This window comes from Micromonospora musae, from assembly GCF_003626635.1.
Taxonomy (GTDB): Bacteria; Actinomycetota; Actinomycetes; order Mycobacteriales; family Micromonosporaceae; genus Micromonospora; species Micromonospora musae.
Genome location: NZ_RAZT01000004.1, coordinates 481496 through 507117 on the forward strand (window position 1 = coordinate 481496; position 25622 = coordinate 507117).

At 74.3% G+C, this 25622-nt stretch carries 15 protein-coding genes; 11 read left to right on the top strand and 4 right to left on the bottom strand.

The features are described from left to right. Nucleotides 1-61 precede the first annotated feature (61 nt). A complete protein-coding gene (locus D7044_RS10740; RefSeq protein ID WP_120674724.1) occupies nt 62-871 on the bottom strand; it encodes an alpha/beta fold hydrolase in 810 nt (269 codons plus the stop codon). Nucleotides 872-1033: 162 nt separating this feature from the next. Between D7044_RS10740 and D7044_RS10745 the strand changes: the two genes are divergently transcribed. The 5 genes from D7044_RS10745 (at nt 1034) to D7044_RS10765 (ending at nt 8276) form a co-directional block, all read left to right on the top strand. Continuing rightward, a complete protein-coding gene (locus D7044_RS10745) occupies nt 1034-1603 on the top strand; it encodes a TetR/AcrR family transcriptional regulator C-terminal domain-containing protein (protein WP_233564940.1) in 570 nt (189 codons plus the stop codon). A 144-nt stretch (nt 1604-1747) separates the two neighbouring features. Then, nucleotides 1748-5500 carry a S8 family serine peptidase gene (locus D7044_RS10750; RefSeq protein ID WP_233562979.1) on the top strand — a complete coding sequence of 1251 codons (3753 nt, stop codon included), beginning with the start codon at nt 1748-1750 and terminating at the stop codon, nt 5498-5500. 104 nt (nt 5501-5604) lie between these two features. After that, a complete protein-coding gene (locus D7044_RS10755) occupies nt 5605-6519 on the top strand; it encodes a LysR family transcriptional regulator (RefSeq protein WP_120674728.1) in 915 nt (304 codons plus the stop codon). A 76-nt stretch (nt 6520-6595) separates the two neighbouring features. Further along, nucleotides 6596-7156, top strand: a complete 561-nt coding sequence (locus D7044_RS10760) for a cysteine dioxygenase family protein (protein WP_120675286.1) — start codon at nt 6596-6598, stop codon at nt 7154-7156. A gap of 19 nt (nt 7157-7175) precedes the next feature. Beyond that, complete coding sequence (locus D7044_RS10765) at nt 7176-8276, top strand: YeiH family protein (protein WP_120688732.1); 1101 nt, start codon at nt 7176-7178, stop codon at nt 8274-8276. Nucleotides 8277-8380: 104 nt separating this feature from the next. On the opposite strand, the gene D7044_RS10770 is transcribed toward D7044_RS10765, so the two are convergent. Together D7044_RS10770 and D7044_RS10775 are read right to left on the bottom strand one after the other, a co-directional pair. Further along, nucleotides 8381-9382: a COG1361 family protein gene (locus D7044_RS10770; protein WP_120688733.1), complete on the bottom strand. Its 1002-nt coding sequence runs from the start codon at nt 9380-9382 to the stop codon at nt 8381-8383. A gap of 16 nt (nt 9383-9398) precedes the next feature. Beyond that, nucleotides 9399-9938, bottom strand: coding sequence for a hypothetical protein (locus D7044_RS10775; RefSeq protein ID WP_120688734.1), 540 nt, complete (start codon nt 9936-9938; stop codon nt 9399-9401). Between the two features lie 246 nt (nt 9939-10184). Between D7044_RS10775 and D7044_RS10780 the strand changes: the two genes are divergently transcribed. The 6 genes from D7044_RS10780 to D7044_RS10805 all read left to right on the top strand — a co-directional run bounded on the left by D7044_RS10780 (nt 10185) and on the right by D7044_RS10805 (nt 21191). Further along, the gene (locus D7044_RS10780) at nt 10185-11360 is read left to right on the top strand and encodes a hypothetical protein (protein WP_199716565.1); all 1176 of its coding nucleotides are present in this window, start codon (nt 10185-10187) and stop codon (nt 11358-11360) included. Between the two features lie 58 nt (nt 11361-11418). Continuing rightward, the gene (locus D7044_RS10785; protein ID WP_147434634.1) at nt 11419-13038 is read left to right on the top strand and encodes a hypothetical protein; all 1620 of its coding nucleotides are present in this window, start codon (nt 11419-11421) and stop codon (nt 13036-13038) included. A 57-nt stretch (nt 13039-13095) separates the two neighbouring features. Then, a complete protein-coding gene (locus D7044_RS10790) occupies nt 13096-16680 on the top strand; it encodes a hypothetical protein (RefSeq protein ID WP_120688736.1) in 3585 nt (1194 codons plus the stop codon). Further along, nucleotides 16677-20030 carry a right-handed parallel beta-helix repeat-containing protein gene (locus D7044_RS10795; RefSeq protein WP_120688737.1) on the top strand — a complete coding sequence of 1118 codons (3354 nt, stop codon included), beginning with the start codon at nt 16677-16679 and terminating at the stop codon, nt 20028-20030. Before D7044_RS10790 ends, D7044_RS10795 begins: the two co-directional genes overlap by 4 nt. 270 nt (nt 20031-20300) lie before the next feature. Beyond that, nucleotides 20301-20789 carry a sigma-70 family RNA polymerase sigma factor gene (locus tag D7044_RS10800; RefSeq protein ID WP_120675288.1) on the top strand — a complete coding sequence of 163 codons (489 nt, stop codon included), beginning with the start codon at nt 20301-20303 and terminating at the stop codon, nt 20787-20789. A gap of 135 nt (nt 20790-20924) precedes the next feature. Further along, nucleotides 20925-21191, top strand: a complete 267-nt coding sequence (locus D7044_RS10805) for a zf-HC2 domain-containing protein (RefSeq protein ID WP_120674737.1) — start codon at nt 20925-20927, stop codon at nt 21189-21191. A gap of 69 nt (nt 21192-21260) precedes the next feature. On the opposite strand, the gene D7044_RS10810 is transcribed toward D7044_RS10805, so the two are convergent. Next, on the bottom strand, nt 21261-25619 hold the full coding sequence (locus tag D7044_RS10810; protein ID WP_233564941.1) for an ExeM/NucH family extracellular endonuclease: 4359 nt from the start codon (nt 25617-25619) through the stop codon (nt 21261-21263). Nucleotides 25620-25622 lie beyond the last annotated feature (3 nt).

Sequence of the window (25622 nt, forward strand, 5' to 3'; positions counted from 1 at the left end):
TGGTCGTGGCGGTAGGGCTTCAGCTCCGCGTCCGGCCCGGGCGGGTGGAACCGCGGCTCGGTCACGCCGCCGTCAGGAAGGCGGTGAGTGGTTCGACCAGCCGGGCCGGCGCTCGGTTGATGCCGTCGTGGCCGGCGCGCGGGACCGGCAACACCCGCATCCGGGGCAGGACGGGTGCCAGGGACGCGGCGAGCCTCGGATAGTGCGGCGGCCCGGCCTGCCCGTAGGCGAAGAGCACGTCGGCGGTGATGGCGGCGTACTGCTCGGCTGGGCCGTCGTGCGCCGCGATCTCGGCGGTCTCGTAGAGCGTCATGTCGAGCAGCTCGCCCATCTCCCGCCCGACGGGGTGGCGCAGGAGCAGCCGGGTGAGGGCGGTCTGCACGGCGAGGGGCAGTCGGGACGCGAGCGACTGCGGGTTGCCCGCCGCGCCGACGATGGCGAGCGCGCGGGCGGTGTCGCCGGTGCGCAGTGCCGCGCGCGCCGCCGGGATGAAGTCGGCCTTGAAGATGCCGTCGACGGAGACGGCCGGGTCGTAGAGCGCGAGCCGGGCGATCGGCATGGTGAGCGCGGCGCGTAGCGCGATGAAGCCGCCGGAGCTGTGCCCGACGACCGCCCGCGCCCTGGTCTGCGCAAGCACGGCGCCCAGGTCCTCGATCTCCTGCTCGACGGAGTAGGGCTCGCGGCGGGCGGGTGCGTCGGCTCGGCCGCGCCGGTTGTAGAGGTGCACGGTGCAGCGCTCGGCGAGGGCGGCGGCGAGCCTGCGGTAGGGCTCGACGGTCACACCGCCGCCGTGCACGATCACCACGTCCGGGCCGGTGCCGGTCGAGTGGAGCACGATCTTCTCACCGTCCGGTGCGATGACTCGTTCCATGAGCGCCCACCCTTCTCGTAACTGCGAACGACGTTTGCAGTTTACAGTGGTTCGGTGAACGACGCGACCCCCGGAACCGGCCACACCCAGCGGGAGTCGATTTTTCGGCGACCCGTACGCGGAAGCCGGGGCCCGGCCCCCGCACACAGCCGGGACGACATCGTGACCGCGGCGATCGCGATCGCGGACGCCGACGGGCTGGCCGCGGTCTCGATGCGAGCGGTCGCCGCCCGGCTGGAGACCGGCGCGGCCTCGCTCTACCGCTACCTCTCCTCCCGCGACGACCTGCTGGACCTCATGGCCGACCGGGTCGCCGCCGAGCTGCGCCCGTACCCGGAACCGGACGGCGACTGGCTGGACACCCTGGTACGCCTGGCCCGCGCGCAACGGGCGGTGCACGAGCGCCACCCGTGGCTGTTCGAGCTGAGCCAGCGGGCCTCCGCCATCGGTCCGGAGGCGCTCGCCTTCTTCGACGCCTGCCTGCGGGTCATGGCACCGGTGGAGGCGCCCTCCGCCGCCAAGTTCGAGGCGATCGGCATGATGAACGGCGTGGCGATCCTCTTCGCCCGTAAACGCGCCGCCGGCGAGTCCCTCACCTTCGTCGGGTTCGACCTCACGCCGTACCCGCATCTGCTCGCCGCGCTCAGCCGACCGGCCGCCACGCCGGCGGCGGCCATGGACCTCTTCGAGCGCGCGCTCCGCAGCCTGCTGCGCGGGCTCCTCACCGCCTAGCGCAGCGGCCCAGCGCGACGGCGGCACCGCCGCACGACGACGGCATTGGTGAGGATGGTGCCCCGCGCCCCGGCTCACCCGGCCGGACAATCGATTGCGATCATGCTCCGCGACGTTCCGCCCCCGATGAACGGAGCCGCATCGTTGAACACACCTCCGATCCGCCGACGCGACGCGCTGCTCGCCGCGGTGCTCGCCCTCGCGCTGGGCGTCGGCACGCCGGCGTCCGCCGCACCGGCCGGTAGTGGCGCCCCCGTGCCGCCGGCCGAACCACCCACCCGGGTCCCCACCGGCGCTCCACACACGATCACCCTGATCAACGGCGACCGGGTCACGGTCACCCCCACCGCGGGCGGGGTCGCCACCGACGTGCGCGGGCCGGCCGGTCAGCCGGTCGGCGCCCAGGTCGTCACCTACGGAGACGACACCTACGTCTATCCCGACTCGGTCACCCGGTACGTCGCGTCCGGGCTGCTGGACCAGCGGCTCTTCAACGTCACCGAGCTGATCGAGGACGGCTACGACGACGCGCACCGCCCCCGGCTGCCGCTCATCCTCAGCTACACCGACGCCGCCGCCCGGGCCAAGACCGCGCCGACCGGCGCGACCCGCCTCCGCGACCTGCCGAGCGTGCAGGGCGCCGCCGTCGAGGCGGACCGCAGCCAGGCGGCCCGCTTCTGGAGCACCCTCACCGGCACCACCGCCGGGGCCCCGGCCGCGAAGCAGTCCCACACCGAACCGGTGCGGTTCACCGGCGGCGTGACGAAGGTGTGGCTCGACGGCAAGGTGCGCGCCGCGCTGGCCGACACCACGGCGCAGATCGGCGCGCCGCAGGTCTGGGCCGGCGGCAACACCGGTGCCGGCGTACCGGTCGCCGTCCTCGACACCGGCGTCGACGCCGAGCACCCGGACCTGGTCGGCCAGGTCACCGAGGCGCGCAGCTTCGTGCCGGGCCGGGAGGTGACCGACCGCAACGGCCACGGGACGCACGTCGCCTCGACCATCGCCGGCACCGGCGCCGCCTCCGCCGGCGCGGAACGGGGGGTCGCCCCCGGCGTGCGACTGCACGTCGGCAAGGTCCTCGACGACACCGGCGAGGGGCAGGACTCCTGGATCCTCGGCGGCATGGAGTGGGCCGCCCGGGAGGCGAAGGCGCGGGTCATCAGCATGAGCCTCGGCGGTGACCCGAGCGACGGCACCGACCTGCTCAGCCGGGCGGTCAACCAGCTCAGCGCCGAGACCGGCGCCCTCTTCACCGTCGCCGCCGGCAACTCCGGCCCGGACATGCAAACCGTCGGTGCGCCGGGCAGCGCGGACGCGGCCCTCACCGTGGGCGCGGTGGACACCCTCGACCGGCTCGCCGTCTTCTCCAGCCGGGGGCCGCGCCGCGGAGACAACGCGCTGAAGCCCGACATCACCGCCCCCGGCGTGGACGTGCTCGCCGCGCGCTCGCAGTACGCGCCCGAGGGCGAGGGGCCATACCTGACGATGAGCGGCACCTCGATGGCGACCCCGCACGTGGCCGGCGCGGCCGCGCTGCTCGCCGCGACCCATCCGCAGTGGAGCGGGCGGCAGCTCAAGGACGCCCTCATGAGCACGAGCAAGGTGACCCGGCAGTACGACGCCTACCGGGGCGGTACGGGGCGGGTCGACGTCGCCGCCGCCGTCTCGGCGACCGTCTTCGCCACCGGCGTCGACTTCGCCGCGCTGCGCTGGCCGTACGAGCCCGGGCAGCGGACCGACCAGAAGGTGACCTACACCAACGGCGGCGACACCCCGGTCACCCTCGACCTGAGCGTCGAGGCGCCCACCGCCCCGCCGGGGCTCTTCACCCTCGACGCCGATCAGGTCACGGTGCCCGCCCACGGCACCAGCACCGTCACCGTGCACGGCGAGCTGGACCGGATGGCCGACGAGGACGGCTACGCGTACGCCACAGTGGTCGCCGCCGGCCCGGCCGGCGCCCCTCGCCTGCACAGCCTGGTCGGGCTCGACAAGAAGGGGCAGCGCGTCGGGTTGACCGTCACCACGAGGGACCGGGACGGCACCGGGCTCACCGGCCAGCTCCTGCTCAAGGACATCACTCGGGACGTGGTGCCGGAGCTGCACCAGATCGACGAGAGCGGCCGACTCGCCCTGCAGGTACGGCCCGGCACCTACAGCCTGCTCATGCAGGCCGACGTGCCCGGCGTGCACGGTCCGCACTCGGTCGGCCGGGCGATGCTGGTCGCCCCCGAGGTCGTCGTCGGCGACGACGCCCGCACCGTCACGTTGGACGCCCGGACGCTGCGGCAGGTCACCGCCGTCACCCCGCAGCGAACCAGCCTCGCCGGGCTCGGGGTCCACTACTTCCGCTCCTACCCCGACCGCTACCGGCTCTCCGACAACTACCTCCTCGACCCCCGCTACGACAGCCTCTGGGCCACCCCGACCGGCCGCAAGGTCGAGCGGGGCGCCTTCACCCTGGGCTTCCGCTGGTCCCTGATCCAACCGCCGCTGACCGTGGCCGGCAAGGGCGACGACTACGACGACCTGAGGATGCAGAGCGGCTCGGCGATCGGCCCGCAGGGGCGGCACGACCTCGACGCCGTCTTCGTCCCGGGCGGGACGCCGGCCGACGTCGCGCGCGCCGGGGTGCGTGGGAGGGTCGTGGTGGTCCGGCACACCGACACGCCCACCGCGCTGGCGCAGGCCGACGCGGCGGCCGCCGCCGGGGCCCGGCTGATGATCGTCGTCAACGACGGGTACGGGCGGCTGGACGCCTGGGCGGACGTGCCGGACCCGAAGACCCCGTTGCCGGTCGCCTCGCTCGGCCGGGACCAGGGCGAGGCGCTGATCGAGCGGATCCGGCGGGGCCACGGACGGCTCACCGTCGAGGGGCACGCCAGCCCGGAGTACCTCTACGACCTGGTCGACCGGCACGCCGGCGCGGTGCGGGCGGAGCTGACCTACCGCCCGCGCGGCAAGGACCTGGCCCGGGTCGAGGTGTCGTTCCGCCACCCGAACCCGGGCACCGGGGTCTGGCTCCGGTACAACGTCTCACCGGACGAACCCACGACCGCGTTGAGCGCGGTGCCGGTGCCGTTCCCGGCGCAGGGCGGGCGCACCGACTGGCTCTCCGCCGACGCCGGGAACGAATGGCTGGAGATGGTGAACCTCGCCCCGCTCGTGCTCGGCTCCGAGCCGGTCGCCTACCCGGCGGGGCGCCGCACCGAGCAGAGCTGGTTCGCGCCGGTGGCCCGGCCGCGGGCGCCGCAGCGCTCGATGCTCTTCAGCCCGCCGGTGCTGGTCGGCGAGTGGCTGACCGTGCCCGGGCTGCCGAGCTGGGGTGACGCGGAGCCGCACCACCACGGAATGACCTGGGGTGCCGAGGTCGCCCAGACGACCAGTCTCTACCAGGGCGCGGAGCTGATCACCTCGATGCCCGGGGGTGGGGTCGCGGCGGCGGTGGATCCGGCGCGGCCGGTGCGGCTGGTGACCGAGGCGACCCAGGACGCCGTCTCGCCGTACTCGACCCGGACCGTCACCGAGTGGGATCTCAGGTTCCCCGACGTGGACCCGGACTCGGTGCGGCAGCTGCCCCTGATCCAGCTCGACTACGGCGTGGCGACCGACCCGGCCGGGCGCGCCCGCCGCACCGACGAGCTGACCGTCTCGGCCGGTCACCTCGCCGGGGCGTGGCACGCCGGGGCGATCCGGACGGTCGGGGTCGAGCTGTCGTACGACGACGGCCGGAGCTGGCAGCGGGTCACGAAGCTGCGGGCGGAGCACGACGGCTGGCGGCTGCGGCTCGCCGCGCCGAAGTCGGCCCGATTCGCCTCACTCCGGGTGACCGCCCGGGACGCGGTCGGCAACACGGTCACCCAGACCGTCGTACGCGCCTTCGGGCTGCGGTAACGGTGCCGACGCGGGCCGGTCGGGGCGACGACGTCCCCGGCCGGCCCGGTGGTCCTGCTCACCGAGCGTGGGCGGGCGCCGAGCGGCCGAACTATGCTTCGACGGTGTTCGACTCGCGTCACATCCGGACGTTCCACGAGGTGGTCCGGACGCGGTCGTACTCGGCGGCGGCGCAGGCGCTCGGCTACACGCAGCCGGCGATCTCCCAGCAGATGAAGGCCCTGGAGCGGGAGGTCGGCACCCCGCTCTTCACCCGGGTGGGGCGGCGCCTGCGGCTCACCGAGGCGGGGGAGACGCTGGCCCGCCACACCGAGCACATCCTCGGCAGCATGTCGGTCGCCCGGGAGCAGATGGCGGCGATCGCGCGGCTGCGCACCGGCCTGGTACGGGTCTGCGCGTTCCCCAGCGCCAACGCGACCCTGCTGCCGGAGGCGATGGCGTTGCTCGCGGTCGAGCACCCGGGCATCCGGGTGGAGCTGCTCGAGGACGAGCCCCCCGACTCGCTGCGGCGCGTGGTGCAGGGCGAGAGCGACGTCACGCTCGCCTTCACCTATCCCGGCCTGCGGGAGGAGGTGCCGGCGGAGCTGGTGGAGATCCCGCTGCTGGAGGACCAGCTCACCGTCCTGCTGCCGGTGGGGCATCCGATGGCCCGTCGCCGCGCCGTCCAGCTCGGCGACCTCGCCCAGGAGCGGTGGATCGCCGGCTGCCTGCGCTGCCGTACGAACTTCGTGCACGAGTGCGCGCAGCTCGGGTTCACGCCCGACATCGTCTTCACCACCGACGACAACCTCGCCGTCCAGGCGCTCGTCGCGCAGGGGCTCGGCGTCGCGATGATGCCCGGCCTCAGCCTCTCCTTCCTGCGCCGGGACAAGGTCCGGGGGAAGCCGCTGGCACCCGCCTCCCGGCGTCAGGTGTCGGCGTACGTCCTGCGCGAGCACCTGCGCATCCCGGCGACGGCCCGGCTGCTGGAGGCGCTCGCGGCGGTGGCGGGCCGGCGCGCCGACCCGCTCGAGGCGTGATGCATAAGCGTTCCTTGGGTTCGGCCAAGAAACTGTAGTTGGACGTGATGGGTCACGCTCAGTCACCATGGACGTCATGACCACTCCGACCGTCACACCGGTGACCACCACCGCCCGCCTCGCCCGGCTGGTCGAGGAGATCCGGGCCGTGGTCGACCGTGGCCTGCCGCCGGACCTGACCGCGTACCTGGTGGGGGAGCGGCTCGCGCCGCACCTGGGCGCCTCCGACCTGCTCACGCCCGAGCAGTGCGAGGGAGACCCGGAGCGCTACCGGCAGCACGTCCTGCATGCGGAGCGTGACGGCGGCTTCTCAGTCGTCGCCCTCGTCTGGCTTCCCGGTCAGCGGACCTCGATCCACGATCACGTCGCCTGGTGCGTCACGGGGGTGCACCAGGGCGAGGAGCACGAGCGGCGCTACCGGCTCGTCTCGGACGGCCTCGCCGCCCGGCTCGTCGCCACCCAGGACGTGGTGAACCGGCAGGGCGAGGTGTGCGGTTTCGCACCTCCCGGGGACATCCACCGGGTCTGGAACGGCGGCGACGGCACGGCGATCTCGCTGCACATCTACGGTGCCGACATCTCCCGTCTCGGATCCAGTGTCCGGCGGGTGTACGCACAGCCGACCGACGAGAAGTGAACGGGACGCGGGTGCCGGTATGGCACTGACCGGCACGACCGCGCACGCGAGCGAACCGGCGGGTGCGGCGAACGGCGGAACCGGCGCCGACCGGACCGGGGCCGCGAGGGGCTCGGACGGTCGACGGATCCTCCCCGGGCTGGTCGCCGCCGCCGTCGGGGCGGCCGCCGCCTGGGCGGTGCACTGGTTGCTGCCCGCCGTGCCGGTGCTGACCGCCGCCGTCGTGCTCGGCATCGCCGCCGCCCACCTGCCCGCCGTCCGCGATCGGGTGCGCGGTGCGGCCCGGCCGGGGCTGAGCGTCGCCGGCAAGCGGCTCATGCGGGTGGGCATCGTGCTGCTCGGGCTCAAGCTGAGCCTGCAGGACGTACGCGAACTCGGCTGGCCCAGCGTGGTGATGGTGATCGCGGTGGTGACCGCCACCTTCGTCGGCACCTGGTGGCTGGGCCGCAAGATCGGGCTCCCCGGTGACCAGCCGCTGCTGATCGCCGCGGGCTACGCGATCTGCGGGGCCTCGGCGATCGGGGCGGTCAGCGCGGCGACCCGCAGCGACGAGGAGGACGCGGCCGCCTCGGTCGCGCTGGTGACGCTCTGTGGCACGCTCGCCATCGCCGTGCTCCCGCTGCTGCACCAGCCGCTCGGGCTCGACGACGCGCAGTTCGGCCGGTGGGTCGGCGCGAGCGTGCACGACGTCGGTCAGGTCGTCGCCACCGCGCAGACCGCGGGACCCGCCGCTCTGGGCGACGCGGTGCTGGTGAAGCTCATGCGGGTGGCCCTGCTCGCCCCGCTGGTCGCCGTGGTGGTCGTGGGGCTGCGGCGGCGGGCCGGTGGGCCGGAGTCGGCCGACGGGTCAGGCGCGGGACGGCCCTCCCTGGTGCCGCTCTTCGTCGTCGGCTTCCTGGTGATGATCGCGGTACGCAGCACCGGCTGGCTGCCCGAGGGCGTGCTCGACGGCGCGGCCCTCACGCAGGAGATCCTGCTCTCCGCTGCCCTGTTCGGCCTCGGCAGCGCGGTCCACCTGCCCAGCATGGCCCGTACCGGCGGTCGGGCCGCCGCCCTCGGCCTGAGCGCGTGGGCGGTCGTCGCCGGCGTCTCGTACGCGGGCGTACTGCTGACGACCTGACCGAGATCGTCGCGACCGGGAAGTACCGCGAGCGGTGCGCCCGGCCGCGACGACCGTGGGTCTCCGACCTCGGCTCCCGGCCTCGCGTCGGCCTGGATCGGGGGTCAGGTGGGGCGGAGTTCGCGTCCGGGCCGCGCGCGCCGGCGCAGCAGGTACCAGACGGCGGACGCGATGAGCGCCGCCAGCGCCGCTCCCAGGCTGAGCGCGTAGAGCACCCAGTCGGCGCGGTCGGTCTCCATCGCCAGGTTCGTCTCCACCGGCAGTCTGATCCGACCCTCGGCCGTGCGCTCCACCATCCCGCTGCGCAGGACGAGCCGGGCGGCCCAGACCCCGGCCGGCAACGGCTCGGCCACCTCGACCTCGACCTGCCCGCTCTCGCCCGGCGCGATGGTCGTCCCGTTGGTGACCTTGAACGGACCGGCGCGGACCGGGTCCTTGGTGAGGGTGAGGGTCCCGGTCATGTCCAGCGCCCGGTCGCCGGTGTTGACGACCTGGGCGGTGACCACCGGGCTCTTGCCGGGGCCGGGCCCGACCGTCAGACCCTCGATCCGGAAGTCGGTCGGCGGCTCGCCGCCCGGCCCGACGTCGAGGTACATCCGGATGCCCACCCGGTGGACCTGGGTGATATTGCCGCCCTTCTCGGTCGCGCTCGTCGTCTGCGCCCAGATCACGCCGTACCGCTCGCTCTTCGAGGCGGCCCGGGGGACGTCGATCCTGACCTTGACCGCCTCCCGCTCACCGGGATCGAGTTCGAGCCGATGCTTCGCGATGCTCGTCCACTCGGTGAGCTCGTTGCCCTTGCGGCCCTCGTCGGGAGTGAACGCGTTCTCCTCGATGGTCGCCGCCGCCGCATACAGCTCGATCTGCTGACGCTCGCCGGAGGTGTTGTTGACCTCGACCCGGCGGTTGATGGCCTGCCCCGGCGGTACGTGGTCGACGAGGTAGGCCTGGGCCCGAGGGTCGTCGGCCCGTGCGGCCGGGATCTCGAGCAGGCGAATCCCGATGGCGGGCGCGTCCGGGTCCGCCGCGTGCCGCTGCTCCCGCACCGCCGCGGCTGGTGCCGCCGGAACTCCGATCGCCAGGAGGGCGACGGAGGCGAGCAGCACCAGCCGGCCGAGCGGGTCAGAACGCCGAATGCGTCACCGTCCCGGTGTAGGTGCCGGCGACGGTGCCCACCGGGATGTCCACCACCAGGGTCGGGTTCCAGGTGGCGAAGTTGTTGCCGGTGCCGCCGGTGTGGCTGAACGCGGTCCGCGGCACGTTGATGATCACCTGGTCCGGTGAGCTGGGCTGCCCCGGAGTGAAGGTGCCGCTGCCGGCCGTGGCCGTCGCCGGGCCGGACCAGTACCGGACGTTGATGTTCGGGATCGTCTCGCCCGACGTGCCGCCACCGGTGACGAAGTCGGTGCTGATGACGGTGGCGGCCCAGTTCGGGGTGAGCGAGCCCCGCTGGTCCAGCACGGTGACCGGGCCGAGCTGCCCGGAGACGGTGCTGTTCTCGGTGCCCTGGCCGATGTTGGCCGTGGCGGGCACCGTGATCTGGAGGCCGCCCGCAGCGTTGACGGTCAGCGTGACGGTCGTGTCCTCCGCGGCCGCCGGCGCGGCCAGGGCGGCGGACGCGGCGACGCCTACGAAGGCGGCGGAGATGGGTCGCTTCCGCATCGAGGCTCCTTTCCTGCTGTGGTGAGCGGGGCGGTCACTCGGAGATTATGTGGGCCGGTGGGCGATTAGCGAGGATTAGCCCCGAATGTACGAATTGTTCATCGTGTGTCCGGCTGCCGACCGCGCCGATCAAAGGCGCCGTCGCGGCGGGATTGAACCGGAGCGCGTCCCCAACCGTCGACCGTCGTGGGTGACCGGGACGGGGCACCGGCCGACCGCGACGGCGTGGAGAGGAAGCAGGGGTCGATGACGCAGACCGGCGAGGTACGGCAGGAGCAGGCCGCCTTCCATCAGCTGCTGCTGCGGATGGCCGGTCGGCTGCCCGACGAGCTGATCGCGGAGGCCCGGCGCTGGCTCGTCGCGGGCGAACTCGTCGAGATCGCCCAGGCGGTGGTCTTCGCGGCGCTCGCCGCCCGGGTCGCGGTGACCGAGGCCGAGGCCGCGCTGCTCGCCGAGGCTCTCACCGCCGCAGGTGAGGACGTCGAGGCGCTCTCCGACCTGGAGCGCTCCGAAGCGGACCCGCAGCCGCTGTACGGCGTGGCCCCGGTCAGTCCCGAGGTGCTCGCGGAGCACGGCGACGCCGTGCCGTACGCCGTCGACCTGACCCAGCCGTACGACGGGCCGGGCGGAGCGGACGAGGTCGACGCCGCCGCCGTCGCCGCGATGCCGTCGCTCACCGCGGGCGCGTCCCCCCGGGCGCTCTGGCGCACCTGGCGGTTCCCGGCGATGGGCACCCAGTGGCCGCCGCCGCGTCGGGTCTACCTGCTGCAGGCCGACGACGAGGCGGTCCTGCCCGCCCTGGCCGCCGGACTCCAGGACGCGCTGAGCGCCGCCGGGGAGGAGAACCCGCAGGTGGAGGCCTTCGTCGACGCCGACGGACTGCCGGCCTACCAGCGCACCGCCCTCGGCTTCTCCGCGCTGCTCTGGACCGCGGCACCGGGCGAGACGCCCGCCGTGGCACGGGTCTTCGACACCTTCGAACCCGGCGTCGGCCCGGGCTTCGAACCCGACCACCCGGAGCTCGACGAGAGCGAGGCGGAGCGGGTGGCGCGCTACCTCGACGAGGGCGTGCCGCTGCTCATCACGCCGGACCTCGCTCCGGACGTGGTCGACCCCGCCCGGCAACCCGTGGTGCCGACCGCGTTCCGTACCGACGGGCGGTGGATCTGGAGCGACGCGGTCAGCTACTACCTGCGCGGCTACGGCCTGGCGCCCGATCCCGCGCTCCTCGCCGACATCCGGCGGAGCGGATACCAGCCGCCCGAGGTCGACGCCGTGGCGCTGCACCGGACGCTCTCCGTCCTCTACGCCTCGGCGGCGAGCGGGGTCGACGACGCCGACCGGTCCGAGGTGGCCGGCGGCGGGAACGAGCCCGCCGACAGCGGGGACGTGGCCGGGGAGGCCATGGCGAAATCGGTTTGAACCGACCACGGATGATCTCCGTCGTACAACCGAGCACCTGGCTTAGGGAGATCGAACAGTGTCCATGGCCTCCGGAGGTGGCGTACGGTCCCGACTGCGGCGTGCGCTGCTCGGGCTGGGCGTACCCCGTCGCCTCCTCGGCCGCCCGGCCCGCCGCTGGACGGCCGCGCTGCTCGCGCTCGTGCTCGCCGGCGCGGCCGGAGTCGTGGCGAGCTCCGGCTTCGGCAGCGCCACGGCGGGCCAGGCCCCGCAGCTCGTCGGTCGGCCGGTGCCGGCCGCCGACGCGCGGATCGTCGCCGCGGCGGCGCTCTCCTGCCCGGTGCTCACCCCGGCCCGGCTCGCCGGGCAGCTGATGGCCGCGTCCGGGTTCGACGCCACCGCGCGGACCTCCGCCGGCAGCGGCCTCGCGGGACTCTCCGACGCGTCGTGGGAACAGTGGAAGCCCGGTGTCGCCGCCCGCCGGGGCGACCACGCCGCCGACGTCACCGCCCTCGCCCACCTCACCTGCGACCTCGTCGGGCAGGTGCGGCAGGCCGGCGTCGAGGGCGACGCGTGGCTGCTCGCGCTCGGCGCGTACCACTCGGGCGTCGCGGCCGTACGCGAGGCCGGCGGCATCCCCGCCCCGGCCCGCGAGTACGTCGACACCGTCGCCGGCTACGCCGCCTGGTACGCCCGCCAGCCGCTGGCCGGCTTCGACACCCCCACCACGGCCACCGGTCCGGTCGGGGTGGCGCCCGGCCGGGGCACTCCCGCCAAGCCGGTGCCCGACGACTACCTGGCGGCCGTACGCGCGGCCGGCGCGCACTGCCCCGCCCTCTCGCCGGCCCGGGTGGCCGCCCAGTTGATGGCGGCCTCCGGGTTCAACCCGAACCTGCTCGGCGCCGACGGCGGACAGGGCATCGCCCAGTTCACCCCCGAACGCTGGGCCCGGTACGCCCCCTACGCCCAGGTCGCCTCACCCTGGGACCCGGGCGCCGCCGTCCCGGCGCTCGGCCGCACCATGTGCTCTCTCGTCGACGAGCTCGACGGCGTGGGAGAGGACCCGTACCTCGCGGCGCTCGCCGCGTTCCGGGCCGGCCCCGAGGCGGTACGCCAGGCCGGCGGCGTGCCGGAGAGCGCGACGGTTCGGGACTACCTCAACCTGGTCTCGACGTACGCGGGCTACTACGGCGGCGACAAGCGGCTCGCCGACCCCGCACCGCCGAAACCGCCCCGGACCCCGGCCGCGACCCGGACGCCGCACGCCCCCCGACCCACCACCAAGCCGGGCACCGGTTCGACCACGCCGCCGTCGCCGACCCGGACGGTGACCCCCGCGAAGCCGCCGCAGCGGCCGCAGTGGCAGACCCGAGTGGTCAACGGCACCTCGGTGCTGCGTCCGGGCGGGTCGTGGCGCACCAACCGGCTGACCTTCTCCCTCACCTCCGACGGCAACCTGGTCCTCAACGACCAGGGCCGTCGAGTGTGGAGCGCGCAGACCGGTGGCAAGGGCGCGGACCAACTGGTCTTCCAGGACGACGGCAATCTGGTGCTCTACACGCGAAGCATGGCGACGATCTGGAGCACCCGCACCAACGGTCACGACGGCGCCATCCTCGTGCTGCAGAACGACGGTAACGTGACGATCTCGCAGAACGGCCGGACGCTCTGGCAGACGGGCACGGCGAAAGCGGGCTGACCCGCGACCTCGACCCACTCCGTCCGTCCGTCCGTCGAAAGCGAGGTGATCCGCCCCATGCCCCCGGGCTGGACCGATCCGCCGCCGACGGCCGACGTCACCGTGGAGGTCGTCGGTGACGCGCTGGTGCTGCGTACCGAGGCGGACAGCCGTGCACCGCTCGTCGCGCTGGCCGCTGCGCTGCCGGTCGAGGCCGGGCAGAGCGCCGTGCTGAGCGCGGCGACGGTGACGGGCCGGACGGACTTCTTCGAACTCCTGCCGGACCTGCTGATCGAGCACCTCGGCGGCAGCGCGGGCGCGGTCCGGGTCGTCGCGACGGGCGCGTACGCCGACTCCGTCCAGCCGGTGCCCGCCGCCCGGAAGCTGGCCGAGTGGGTGGGGCAGGACGTGCTGGTGCCGGTGGTCGGGCTGATGGTGGCGCCGGACGGCGTCCACCTGCTGCCGGCCGACGCGCTCGGCTCGATCTGGGTGACGTGCTCGCCCGACGGCCCGCCCCGCCCGGCGGCCGTGTGGCCGCCGCCGGCCCCGGCGGGCACTGAGCCGGTCCCGCCCTCGGCGACGTCCGAGCCGCCGACGGAGCCTGCGTCGACGGAGCCTGCGCCCGCGCCGACGGAGCCTGCGCCTGTGCCAGCGCCTGTGCCAGCGCCTGCGCCTGGGCCGACGGCGCCCGAACCTGCGCTCGCGCCGACGGCGCCCGAACCCGGACCTGCGTCCGCGGTGCCGCAGCCGGTGCCCGCGCCGGCCGTACCGGACCCGGCAGTCGTCGACGAGCGTCCGGACGTGGTTGTCGAGGTCGAGCCGGTTCCGGTGGCGGTCGCCCTGCCACCGGCGGCCGTGCCGGTTCTGCCGCTGGTCGTCACACTGCCACCGGCCGCGGCCGTGGCGCGGCCCGAGCCGGTCGAAGCGCTCCCCGAGCCGCAACCCGCCCGGGTCGACGCGGTTCGCGAGCCGGAGCCGGAGCCGGAGCCGGAGCCGGAGCCCGAGCCGGTCGAGGTGGTTCCCGAGCCGGAACCCGGCCGGGTCGAGGCGCTCCGCGAACCGGAGCCGGTGCCGGTCGAGGCGGTCCCCGAGCCGGAGCTGCCCAGGGTCGGGCCACCGCAGCGAGTGGTGCGGGCCGAGTGGCCGGACGGGGGACCGTGGTGGCTCGTGTCCGGGGAGGACGGCGTCGTCGCCGTGCCGCGCGAGCGTCCGCCCCTCGTGTGGCTGCCGACCCGTTCCGTGCCCGCCGCGCCGGCATCGAGCGAGGCCTCCGTCCCGCCGCCCGACCTGCCCGGGGTACGTACCCGCGCGGGCTGGTCCTTCGTGGACGAGCCGACCGACCGGCTCGCCCCGGCGCTGGTCGGCTTCGTCGTCGAGGTGACCGTCGACGCGACCGGTTTCCGGGTCGGTGGTCGACCGACCCCGCCGCGCAGCTTCGCGAAACTGATCGCGGCCTGCCGCCCGGACGCGCGCCAACCGGTCGTGCTCGTCTCCCGGGGCGTGACGGTCGCCGGCCCGGCGGCCGACCTGCTCTACGGTGGCCTGGCGGACGCGCTGGCGGTCCATGTCTACGCCGCCGACGGGGAGGTGCAGCACGCCAGCAGCGGACTGCTGCGAACCACCGGCGTCTTCCGCCGTTGGAGTCCCCGGCGGGTCCGGTCGGGCGACGGGCGACCTACGCGTCAGGTCCGAGTGGTCGGCCAGGTGCTACCGCCGCTGCCCGGTACGGTCGGCCGTCGAACCGCCCCCGCCGACCGGCCGTCGGCCACCACGACGGCCCGGCGCGTCCCGCCGCCCGTGGCTCCGGCCGGCGCCGAAACGGCAGCGGCAGCGGGGGTCCGGACCGTTCCGCAAACTCCGCCCGGTACCGGTCCGGCAGCGGCAGCGGAGGTCCGGACCGTTCGGCCGGCTCCGCCCGGCACCGATTCGGTGCCGACAGTGGAGGCCGGGACCGACCCGCCGCCCGTGGCTCTGCCCGGTATCGGTCCGGCGTCGGCAGGGCGGGAGGCCATGGCAGCGGACGCGCCGAGCAGCGACGACCCGTCCGTGCGGCCGGACGCGCGGCCCGGCTCGCCAGACCGGACGGACGGCCACTCGGAGCCCGGAACGGATGCCGGAGCCGGCCACCAGCCCGAGGCGCTGTCCGGGACGGACTCGCGACGGGTGCCGACGCCCGCGGACCGCCCGGAGACCGAATCCGTCGCCGCGGCGGGCCCGCACCCGGTCGGAGTGGCCGACGACGCGAACTCCGAACCTGTTCCGGAGCCCGAGCCCGAGCCCGTTCCGGAGCCGGAGCCGGTGGCCGCCTCGGCGGCCGCCCTGCTCGACGCGGAGCGTTGGCGCATCCGCTCGGCGGTGCCGCCGATCGCGGCGCGACAGGCACCGCCGCCGCCGTCGGAACCGGCGGCGCCCGCGCCGGCCTCGACCGGTCCGACCGCCGGGTCGCCCTCCACGTCGGCCGGGCCGGCGCCTGCGGCCGGGCCATCGGCGACCGCCGGGGTGCCGGCGGCAGGGGCGGCGGCCGTGGGAGAGCTGCCCGGGCCGGTCGCGGTCGTGCCGGCCGGCGATCCGGGCCTGCCGACCGGGCCGGCCGCACCGGCGGCCGGCGATCCGGCGGCCGGCGCGGCGGAGGACTCCGACCCGGTCGTACCGGTCCGGGTCAGCCTCCCCGGCCCGGCGGCCACCGTCCCCGGCCCGCCCGCCGGGTTGGTCGCCGCCGCCACCGGCCGGGTCGACACCGGCACCGAGGAGCCGCCCGCCGCAGCCGTCGAGCCCTCCAGCGGTGGCCCGGTGAGCGCCGGCGGCTCCGACGCGGCCGAAGTGCAGTCCGCTGCCGTCCCGGTGCGCCCGAGAGCGCGCTGGCTCCCGAGCGCCGACCCGGAGTTGACCGTCGCGAACCGGGCCGCGCTGCGCCAGGCGGTCGGCGGTCGGTACGACGCGTACGCGCGGGTGGTCACCCGGACGCTGGCCGAGTCGCCGGGGCTACGGGCCGCGGTGGGCGCCGTCGCCGACCTCGCGGCCGGGCTGGTCGCTGTGCGGGCGTACTGCGACGGCGAACGCGAGCGCGTCAACGAGGTGCTCCGCGGTGGCGGCGACGAGGAGGAGAGCGGGCGGGTCGAACTGCTGACCCGCTGGGCCACGTACGGGCTGCGCCGGCTGCCGTCGGTCTTCGGCCCGGTCTTCCGGCCCGGTCCCGCCGACTTCGCGCAGGCCCACGCGTACCGGCCCGGTGACGTGCTCGCCGAGCCGGCCTTCGTCGACGTGGATCTGGCCGCCGGTCCGGTGCCCCCGTCCGGGGTGGAGTTCGCCATCTGGTCGGTGAGCGCCCACCGCCTCGGCGGGCTGGCCGCCGACGGCGGGACCGGGGCGGCCGTCTTCCAACCGGGCAGCCGGTTCCTGGTGCTCGCGGTCGAGGAATCAGCCGGGGGTGACGCCCCGGTGCGGGTGATGCTGCAGGACCTCGCCGCCGCGCACCGTGGCGAGCCGCGCCGCGGTGGGCGCGACGACTCGGAGCGGATCCTGGCGAAGCTGCGGGCGGTGCCGCGTACCGGGGCGAGCCGGCCGACGAGCTTCGCGCCGGGGCTGGACGACGAGGGCCGTCCCTTCCGGCCGCCGGCGGAACCCGCCGGCGCCGCCGTGCGAAACAAGGGTGGGAGAGCGTGAGCAACGGCATGCTGCTGGTGTCCCAGACGGACCCGGGATACCTGTCGACCATCGAGGAGGCCGTGCGGGCCGCCGGGCCGGGCGCGACAGTCGTCGTCCAACCGGGCACGTACCGCGAGCAACTGCGGCTGACACGGGACGTCGTCGTCACCGCGGAGGACGGGCCGGGCACGGTCACCATCGACGGTGGGGACGGCGTGGCGGTCTTCGCCGCCCGGGGCACGGCGACGTTGCGCGGCCTGACCGTGCGGGGTGGTGGCGCCGACCTGCCCGCCGTGCAGGTGGGGCAGGGCCGGCTGAACCTCGCCGACTGCGAGGTCGTCGGGCAGGGCATCGTGGCGGTGCACGCGCCCGGCGGCGCGTTCGAGCTGCACGACTGCCGGGTCAGCAATCCGGCGGGCGCGGGCTTCCTGATCGACGGCAGCGCCACCGGCGAGGTCGTCCGGACCACCGTGCGCGACGTCGGCAGCGCCGCCATCGTGATCACCGGTGGCGCCGATCCGGTGTTCCGCGACTGCACCCTGGCGGACGGGCGCGGCGCGGGTGTCCTCGCCACGAAGGGTGGCCGGGGCAGTGTCGTGGGGTGCGACATCAGCGCCGTCGAGGGCCCGGCCGTCGCCGTGGAGGAGAACGGCGCGGTGCGGGTGGTGCGTACCACCGTGCACGACACCGCGGGCGCGGGCGTCTTCGTCGCCGGCGGCACACCCACGTTCGAGGAGTGCGAGTTGCGTGACCTCGGTGGCCACGGGGTGGTCCTCTCCGGCACCGCCGACCCGGTGCTGACCCGCTGCCGGATCAGCGGCACCGCCGGCCACGGGCTCTACGCGTTGGAGAACGCGACGGGTGTCTTCAGCGACGGGGAGATCAGCGGCACCGAGTCCGCCGCGGTGGCCGTGACCGGCTCGGCCGCGCCGCGGGTCGAGGGGGGCCGGGTGTCCGGCGAGGAGGGCGTGGTGCTGCTCTTCGACGGGGAGGCGGCCGGCACCGTACGCGGCGTGACCGTGCACGGTGGACGCGACGGCCTGCTGGTGCAGGGCGGGGCTCACCCGGCGATCGAGAACGTCACGATCACCGACTGCGCCGAGTACGGTCTGCGGGTGGCCGACCGCGCCGGGCCGACCGTGAGCGGCGCGCGGATCGACGGGGCCCGCGGCGGTGGCGCCCTGGTCTCGCGCGGCGCGACTCTCACGATGACCGAGACGACCGTCCGCAACGGCGCGAACGCGCTGCTGATCGCGGCGGGCGGCGCCGCCACGGTCACCGCCTGCGAGTTCGGTGGGGCGCGGCAGGCGGGCATCCTGGTGCAGCAGGAGGCCACGCTGACGTTGGCCCGTACCCGGGTGCGGGGCAGCGGGGGGCCGGGGATCCGGTTCGGGGCCGGCTCCTCCGGTCGGCTCGACGGCTGTGAGGTGCTGGAGAACGCCGGCGACGGGCTGCTCGTCGAGACGGTGGAGCCGGTTCGGGTGCGTACCAGCACCATCGTGGGCAACGGCGGTGAGCCGATCCGGCTGACCGTGCCGGGGGCGGTCGACGTGGACGACTCGCGGGCGTCCCGGCCGCCGTCGGCCGGCGAGTCGGCCCGGCCCGAGGAGCCCCCGGCCCGGCCGGGCGCCCCGGCGAACCCCGACCCCACCGGCGACCCGTCCACCGCCACCCCAGCGGCCACCGCGGTCGTCGCGCCGCCGGCCGCGCCCGTCGATCCGGCGACACCGCTGCTGGCGGAGCTGGAGGCGCTGGTCGGGTTGGCCGGCGTGAAGCACGAGGTCGCGACGCTGGTCGGGCTGCACCGGATCAGCCAGCGTCGGGCCGCCGCCGGCCTGCCGGCGCCGCCGATGTCCCGTCACATGGTCTTCGCGGGCGCGCCCGGTACCGGTAAGACGACGGTGGCCCGGCTGTACGGGCGCATCCTGGCCGCGCTCGGCGTGCTCAAGACCGGTCAACTGGTCGAGGTCGCCCGGGCCGACCTGGTGGCCGAGCACATCGGTGGCACGGCGGTGAAGACCACGGAGAAGTTCAACGAGGCGCGCGGCGGGGTGCTCTTCGTCGACGAGGCGTACGCGCTGGCCCCGGTGGAGAGCGGCGGCGGCCACGACTTCGGCCGGGAGGCGATCGACACCCTGGTCAAGTTGATGGAGGACCACCGGGACGAGATGGTGGTCATCGTCGCCGGCTACTCGGCGCAGATGCGCCAGTTCCTGGACGCCAACCCCGGTCTGGCCTCCCGGTTCTCCAAGACCGTCGAGTTCGAGAGCTACGCGACGGAGGAGTTGGTCACCATCGTCGAACGGCTCTGCAGCACCCACCACTACTCCCTGGAGTACGACACCCGGGTGGCGCTCGCCAACCTCTTCGACGGGATGAACCGGGACGCGAACTTCGGCAACGCCCGGGTGGCCCGCAAGGTGTTCGAGGAGATGATCGGACGGCAGGCGTACCGGCTCTCCCAGGCCGGTGACCCGTCCGGCGTCGAGCTGGCGCAGTTGCTGCCGCAGGATCTGGGCGCGCCGGCGGGGACCGGGGTGCAGGCCGGGGTGGCGCGCGACGACGAGCTGAACCGGCTGCTCGGCCGGCTGAACGCCATGATCGGCCTGTCCGGGGTGAAGCGGGAGGTGGCCGACATGATCGACCTTCTGGCCACCATCCGGACCCGGGTGAAGGCGGGCCTGCCGGCGCCGTCTGTCTCCCGGCACCTGGTCTTCTCCGGGCCGCCCGGCACGGGTAAGACCACGGTGGCCCGGCTCTACGGCGAGTTGCTGACCGCATTGGGTGTGCTCGCCGGTGGGCAGCTGGTGGAGGTCGCCCGGGCGGATCTGGTGGGGGAGTACATCGGACACACCGCGCAGCGCACCCGGGAGGCGTTCGACCGGGCTCGGGGCGGGGTGCTCTTCATCGACGAGGCGTACACGTTGGCGCCGCCGGACGCCCGGCAGGACTTCGGTCGGGAGGCGATCGACACGTTGGTGAAGCTGATGGAGGACCACCGCGACGAGGTGGTCGTGATCGCCGCCGGGTACGAGGAGGAGATCGAGGCGTTCCTCGCCGCCAACGCGGGTCTGGCGTCCCGGTTCTCGCGCCGGATCCACTTCGCCAACTACGACGCCAACGATCTGGTCGCCATCTTCCAGAATCTCGCCGCGGCGAGTGGCTACGAGTGTCCGGGGCAGACGCTGGCGGCGCTGCGGCAGCACTTCGAGCATGTGCCGCGCACGCGGACCTTCGGTAACGGCCGGTACGCGCGGCAGGTGCTCGACGAGACGATCACGCGTCAGGCGGGCCGGATCCGTTCGCTGCGCGACCCGAGCGTGGAGCAGCTGCGGATGCTCCTGGTCGAGGACGTCGCGACAACATGAAGGGTTTTCAGTGTTGTGTCGCGCCTGCCGGCGTTTGTAATGATTTCGTGAATGTTTCGCTTGATTGGCCGGAGGCTGCCCGTATGCTTCACCGAAGCTCCAGCGTGGATCCGTCGACACCCGACGAACCGCGTTCCGGGGCGGGGCGGGGTGTGACGGTAACCGGGGAGGCAGTCGTTGTTGGTGCCGGCCAAGCTCGTCGGCACGGCCCCTTCCGGCATCGGTGGTGGTGACGGAGGGCCGGGCGACGAGGCACGGGCGCAGGCCCGGATGCGCGAGGTGCACGCCGAGCACGCCGAGCCGCTCTACCGTTTCCTGCTGCGGCTGAGCTGGGGCGAGCGGCAGCTCGCCGAGGACCTGCTCCAGGAGACGATGCTGCAGGCGTGGCGGCACCTCGACCGCCTGCCCGACAGCAGCGAATCGGTTCGCCGGTGGCTCTTCATCGTCGCCCGGCGGATCGCCATCGACGCGGCGCGGGCCCGACAGGCCCGACCCACCGAGGTAGGCCTGAACGACCTCACCCGGCTTCCCGCCAGCGGCGACGTGACCGAGGACGTGGTGGCCGTGCAGACGGTCCGTCGCGCCCTGCCGAAGCTGACGCCCGCCCACCGGGCCGTCCTCATCGAGCTCTACTACCGCGGCCGTTCGACGGACGAGGCGGCGGCCCGCCTCGGCATCCCGGAGGGGACCGTCAAGTCGCGCGCACACTACGCCTTACGGGCATTACGGGCTGCCATCGGTCGTACCGACGCGGATTGACGATCCGTGGCGAGGTCGGAATGCGCGAGTGCTGACCCGGACGGGTGTCCACGTCATACAGTGACTGCCAGTTCGAGGATCGCCCTGACCTGCGCCAGGACGGCGGCCGGGTCACCGAGAAGATCTGGCGCGCTGATGACCGACGATGGCGACGGCACCCGCGGGTGTGCCGACTGCGGGACGTACCTGCTGGGTGCGCTCCGCCCCGACGCCGTGCTGGCCTTCGAGGCGCACCTGCTCGACTGCGCCCGATGCCGGGCCGAGTGCGAGGAGCTCGGGCCGGCGGTCACCGCCCTGACCGGGCTCGGCCCCGACGAGGGGGTCGGACTGCCCGACCGGGCCGTTCGAGCGGTCCGGCGCGGGAGCGACACCCGCAGCTTCCCGCCGGCCGGCGTCGACTGACCCGTCACCTGTGGCCCGGGTGCCCCCGTCCGCGGCCGGATCCGGCCGCGGACGGGGGTCAGCATCCGGTCAGAGCCGGGCGCACTGGCCCGTCGCCGGGCCCTTCACCGTGTTGGGCCGGCTCTCGTTCACCGGCGCCGGGGTGTTTCCGGAGCAGCTCAGCGGCCCGCCGACGGTGTTGGCGGCGACCACGACCGGCTGGCTGCCGGAGTTGCCGGTCACGGTAACCGGCCCGCTGACCGAGACCGAGTCGATCCGTACGCCACCGGTGTTACCGGTGAGTGAGAGCGGACCGTTCACCTTGCCCGCGCCGATCCGCAGCCCGCCGGTCGCGCCGGAGACCGCCACCGGGCCGGCCACGGTCGCCCCGGAGAGCTCGAAGAGCACCGGACGGGTGGCGGAGATCGGACCGTTGACGGCGCCGCCGGTGACGATCAGCGACGCGCCCGGGTGGACCGTGACCGGCCCCGCGATGGTGGCGTTCTCCAGGCAGGTCAGGCCCGCGCTGACGACCAGTGGCCGGGTGTACCGGCCGGTGATCGTCGTGGTGCACTGCGGGCCGCCCTGGCCGACCGTCGACCGCGGCGCGGTGTCCGCGGTGACCGGCGAGTTCGCTGCGAAGTAGTCGACCAGCATGGTGAGGTCGTTGTCACCGGTGGTCGCCGGGTCGGTCCCGCCGCCGAGCGCGGTGAAGTTGTCCCCGCCGGCGGCGAGGAACGAGTTCACCGTGACGCGGTACGTGCCCGACGGGTCGACGGCCGCTCCGTTCAGCTTCATCGACGTGATCCGCGAACCCTTGGGCGCCTCGGGGTTGTAGGTGTAGCTGAACCCCTTCGAGACGCCCAGCCACAGCACCGGACGCGACGCGCCGTCGGGCTGCCACTGCTGCTCCAGCGCCTGCTTGATCTCGGCGCCGGTGTAGCTCTTGGTGACCACGTCGTTCGCGAACGGCTGGACGGCGAAGGCGTCGGCGTACGTCACCGTGCCGTCGGTGCGGTAGAGCAGGTCGGCCCGGAGCCCGCCCGGGTTCATGAACGCGATCTGCGCGCCGCCCCGACCGGCGTCCTTCGTGCCGGCGAGCTGCACGTCGGCGACGAGGTTGCCGAGCGCCGACTCCTTGCCCCGATCCTCGTTGCCGTCGGTGTAGGCCCGCTTGACGTCCGCGGTGATCGACCCCAGGTGCTCCTTGCCCAGCTCGGCGGCCTTCTCCTTGGCGGTCGCCACGATGCCGGCCACCGCCGGGTCCTGCGGCGCGCCGACCACGTCCACCAGCGCCGCGTCGGCGGTGGTGACCTGACCGGCCTCCGGGTCGTACGTCAGGGTCAGCTTGCCCAGCCGCTTGCCGTAATCCTCGGCCTGCAGCACCGGACGCAGCCGGTCGGTGCCGGGGACGGGGAGCTCGAAGGCGTACGGCTGGTGGGTGTGACCGCTGACGATGGCGTCGATGGTGGCGTCGACCCGGGTGAACGGACCGAAGACCGGGTCGGCGGCGAGCGCCTCGGCGGAGTCGATGTGCTCCGTCGCGGCGCCCTCGTGCGCGAGCAGCACCACCACGTCGGCCTCGCCGTTGTCCGGGTTGCCGTCCTTGAGCTGACCGGCGACCAGGTTCGCCTCGGCGACCGGGTCGCGGAAGGTGAGCCCGGCGATGCCGTCCGGGCTGACCAGCGACGCGGTCTGCTTCGTCACCACACCGACGAAGCCGACCCGGACCCCGCCCACCGTGCTGACGGAGTAGGCCGGCAGCTCCCGGGCGTTCCCGCGGTACACGTTGGCGCCCAGGTACGGGAAGTCGGCGCGGTCGGAAACCCGGCCGGTGAGGTCCGCGGCACCCTTGTCGAACTCGTGGTTGCCCACCGCCGAGGCGGCGAGACCCATCTGGTTCAGCGCGTCGATCGTCGGGTTGTCCCCGTCGATCGCCGAGATGAAGGTGGAGGCGCCGATGTTGTCGCCCGCGGAGACGAACGCGGTGTTCGGGTTCTGCGCCCGCAGCTGGCCCAGCAGGCCGGCGAGCTGGGCGGCGCCGCCGACCGGCTGGCCGTCCACGGTGGCCGGGGACTCCAGCCGGCCGTGGAAGTCGTTGACGGTCAGCAGCTGCAGGTCGACCGGCTTCGCGCCGGTGCTGATGCCGACCACGAGGGGGTTGTGGTCGCTGGCCCGGTACGGGCTCGGCTCGTAGAAGGCGGGCAGGCCGTCGTACTGGAACGCGAACGACTCGACCGCGTTGATCTGCCACACGTCGACCCCGGTGACCCGGGCCGCCAGCGACGGCGAGGCGAGCGCGTGGTCCAGGGAGCCGGACTCGCCACCGAAGACGTAGGTGGCCTTGCCCGTGTCGTTCAGATCGCGGTACTGCTCCCCGTAGAGGACCTGCATCGGGTCCTCGTGGGTGTACGCGTTGAAGTCGCCCAGCAGCAGCACGTCCTCGGTGCCGCTGTCGGCCTTCACCTGGTCGACGAAGGTGGCCAGCGCGTGCGCCTGCCGGACCCGGTCGCCGTTCCAGGACCCCTGACCGTCACCGGTGTCGGCGTTGTCGCCCGTGCCGGTGCCGCTCTTGGACTTGAGGTGGTTGGCGACCACGATGAACGACACGCCGTCCGCGGTGAACGCCTGCGCGATCGGCTCGCGGGCGTTGAACCAGACGCTCTCGTCGTTCACCGAGCGGGCCGGGCCCTTCGGCTGCGCCTTCGCCGGCTTGAAGATGATCGCCGTGGTGATGAAGTCCTGCGCCGCCGGAGCCGGCAGCTCGGCCGGGCTGCGGACGTAGTCCCAGGTGCCCGCGCCGCCCTTGGCGTTCAGCGCGGCGACCAGGCGCTTGAGCGCCTGCTGCGGGTCCTCCGGGTTGAAGCGGACCGAGTTCTCGATCTCCTCGAGGGCGACCACGTCGGCACCGAGGGCGCTGATCGCGGAGACGATCTTCGCCTCCTGCCGGCCGAGCGCCGCCTCGTCGGCCGCGCCCCGGGCGTCCCCGCCGAAGTGGACGAAGTAGTTCAGCACGTTGAAGCTCGCCACCCGGAGGTCACCGCCGACGTTCACCGGCGCCGAGGTCCGCGGGTTGGTGGCCTTGAAGGTGGTCCGGGCGGGAGCGGCGGTCTCCGCGCTGACCGGCAGCGTCGGCTGCAGCCGCCACTCGTCGAAGCCGTACGACAGGACGGACGGCCCGAAGGCCTCCACCGAGTCGCCGACCCGCAGCGGGCTCTCCTTCGACACGTACGGCGGCAGCAGGCCGCCGGTGGAGAGGTTGGTGGTCCGGCCGTCGTCGACGAGGATCCGGCCGCGCTCGTTGGCGGCCGCCACCTGGTGCGCCTCGTCCGAGCCGGGACGGGCCAGGTCGGTCGGGTTCGCGGCGGGACGGTCGCCGGCGGCGAGCACGACCTCGCCGTACCGGTTGGTGTTGTAGACCTCGGAGACGGTGTACGCGCCGACCGGGGCGACCAGCATCGACTCGACCGACTCACGGGCGGCGTCGTCGAGCGGCAGGCTGACCGGCACGGGCGCGGGCAGCGGCGCGTCGTGCGCGCAGACCTGCACGTCGGCCTTGGCGCCGATGGTGACCTGGGTGAGGCCGTTGAACTCGCTCAGGGTGCCGCTGACCCGCACCCGGTCGCCGATCGCCACCGACGGGTGGTTGGCGGTGCTGGTCGTCAGGTAGACGAAGACGCCGTCCGAGGCGGTACCCGCCGTGACCGGCCGATCTCCGCCGCTACCGGCGCTCTGCACGTAGACGCCGTTGTAGCCACCGGTGCGGTGATCGGCGGTGACCACGCCCTCGACGGTGACCCGGGTGCCCGCCAGCGGGGTGGCGGCGCCGGTGCCCTGGACCTCGGCGATGGTGTGGTCGACGGTGACGGTGCAGCCCACCGGGGGCTCGGGGTCGTCGTCGCCACCGCCGGCCTGGTTGAGGCTGCCGAAGCTGTTCGGCGCGGCCTCCCGCCACGTGCCGTCGAGCTTCTGCAGGGAGTGGCCGGCCGGGGTGGTCGCGGTCTCCGCGACGCCGAGGTCGACGGCGGTGCGCCCGTTCGCCGGCCCGCCGGACGCCGTCATGGTGCCCTCGTAGCTGAGGAACTCGGCGACCGTGCCGTCCGGGGCGACGAGCGCCACGCCGTCGGGCGACCCGTTCTGGATCCCGTCGACCGGGTACGACGCGACGACCACGCCCGTGGCGGGCACCGTGCCGCTGAGGGTCCGCGTGTTGTACGCCGCGTTGTTGGCGCCGTTGTAGAGGACGACCTGCCAGCCGGTCAGGTCGTAGCCGACCGGCGCCTGGATCTCGATCGCCTCGCCGGTGTCGGTGCCGGCGTTGTCGTAGTGGATCTCACTGACGAAGGGCGTGGTCGCCGTCGGCGCGGCGACGGCGGTCGTACTGCTGGCCAGGGTCAGTGCGCTGCCGGCGAGCAGCACGCCCACCGCAGCCAGTGGTCGTCTGGTCATGTG

What these genes read in the sequence shown, in the direction of transcription:
- D7044_RS10805 (WP_120674737.1), top strand. Translation starts at nt 20,925, where the DNA reads ATGACCGACGATGGCGACGGCACCCGCGGGTGTGCCGACTGCGGGACG.
- D7044_RS10780 (WP_199716565.1), top strand. Translation starts at nt 10,185, where the DNA reads ATGACGCAGACCGGCGAGGTACGGCAGGAGCAGGCCGCCTTCCATCAG.
- D7044_RS10775 (WP_120688734.1), bottom strand. Translation starts at nt 9,938, where the DNA reads ATGCGGAAGCGACCCATCTCCGCCGCCTTCGTAGGCGTCGCCGCGTCC.
- D7044_RS10800 (WP_120675288.1), top strand. Translation starts at nt 20,301, where the DNA reads ATGCGCGAGGTGCACGCCGAGCACGCCGAGCCGCTCTACCGTTTCCTG.
- D7044_RS10740 (WP_120674724.1), bottom strand. Translation starts at nt 871, where the DNA reads ATGGAACGAGTCATCGCACCGGACGGTGAGAAGATCGTGCTCCACTCG.
- D7044_RS10790 (WP_120688736.1), top strand. Translation starts at nt 13,096, where the DNA reads ATGCCCCCGGGCTGGACCGATCCGCCGCCGACGGCCGACGTCACCGTG.
- D7044_RS10760 (WP_120675286.1), top strand. Translation starts at nt 6,596, where the DNA reads ATGACCACTCCGACCGTCACACCGGTGACCACCACCGCCCGCCTCGCC.
- D7044_RS10810 (WP_233564941.1), bottom strand. Translation starts at nt 25,619, where the DNA reads ATGACCAGACGACCACTGGCTGCGGTGGGCGTGCTGCTCGCCGGCAGC.
- D7044_RS10765 (WP_120688732.1), top strand. Translation starts at nt 7,176, where the DNA reads ATGGCACTGACCGGCACGACCGCGCACGCGAGCGAACCGGCGGGTGCG.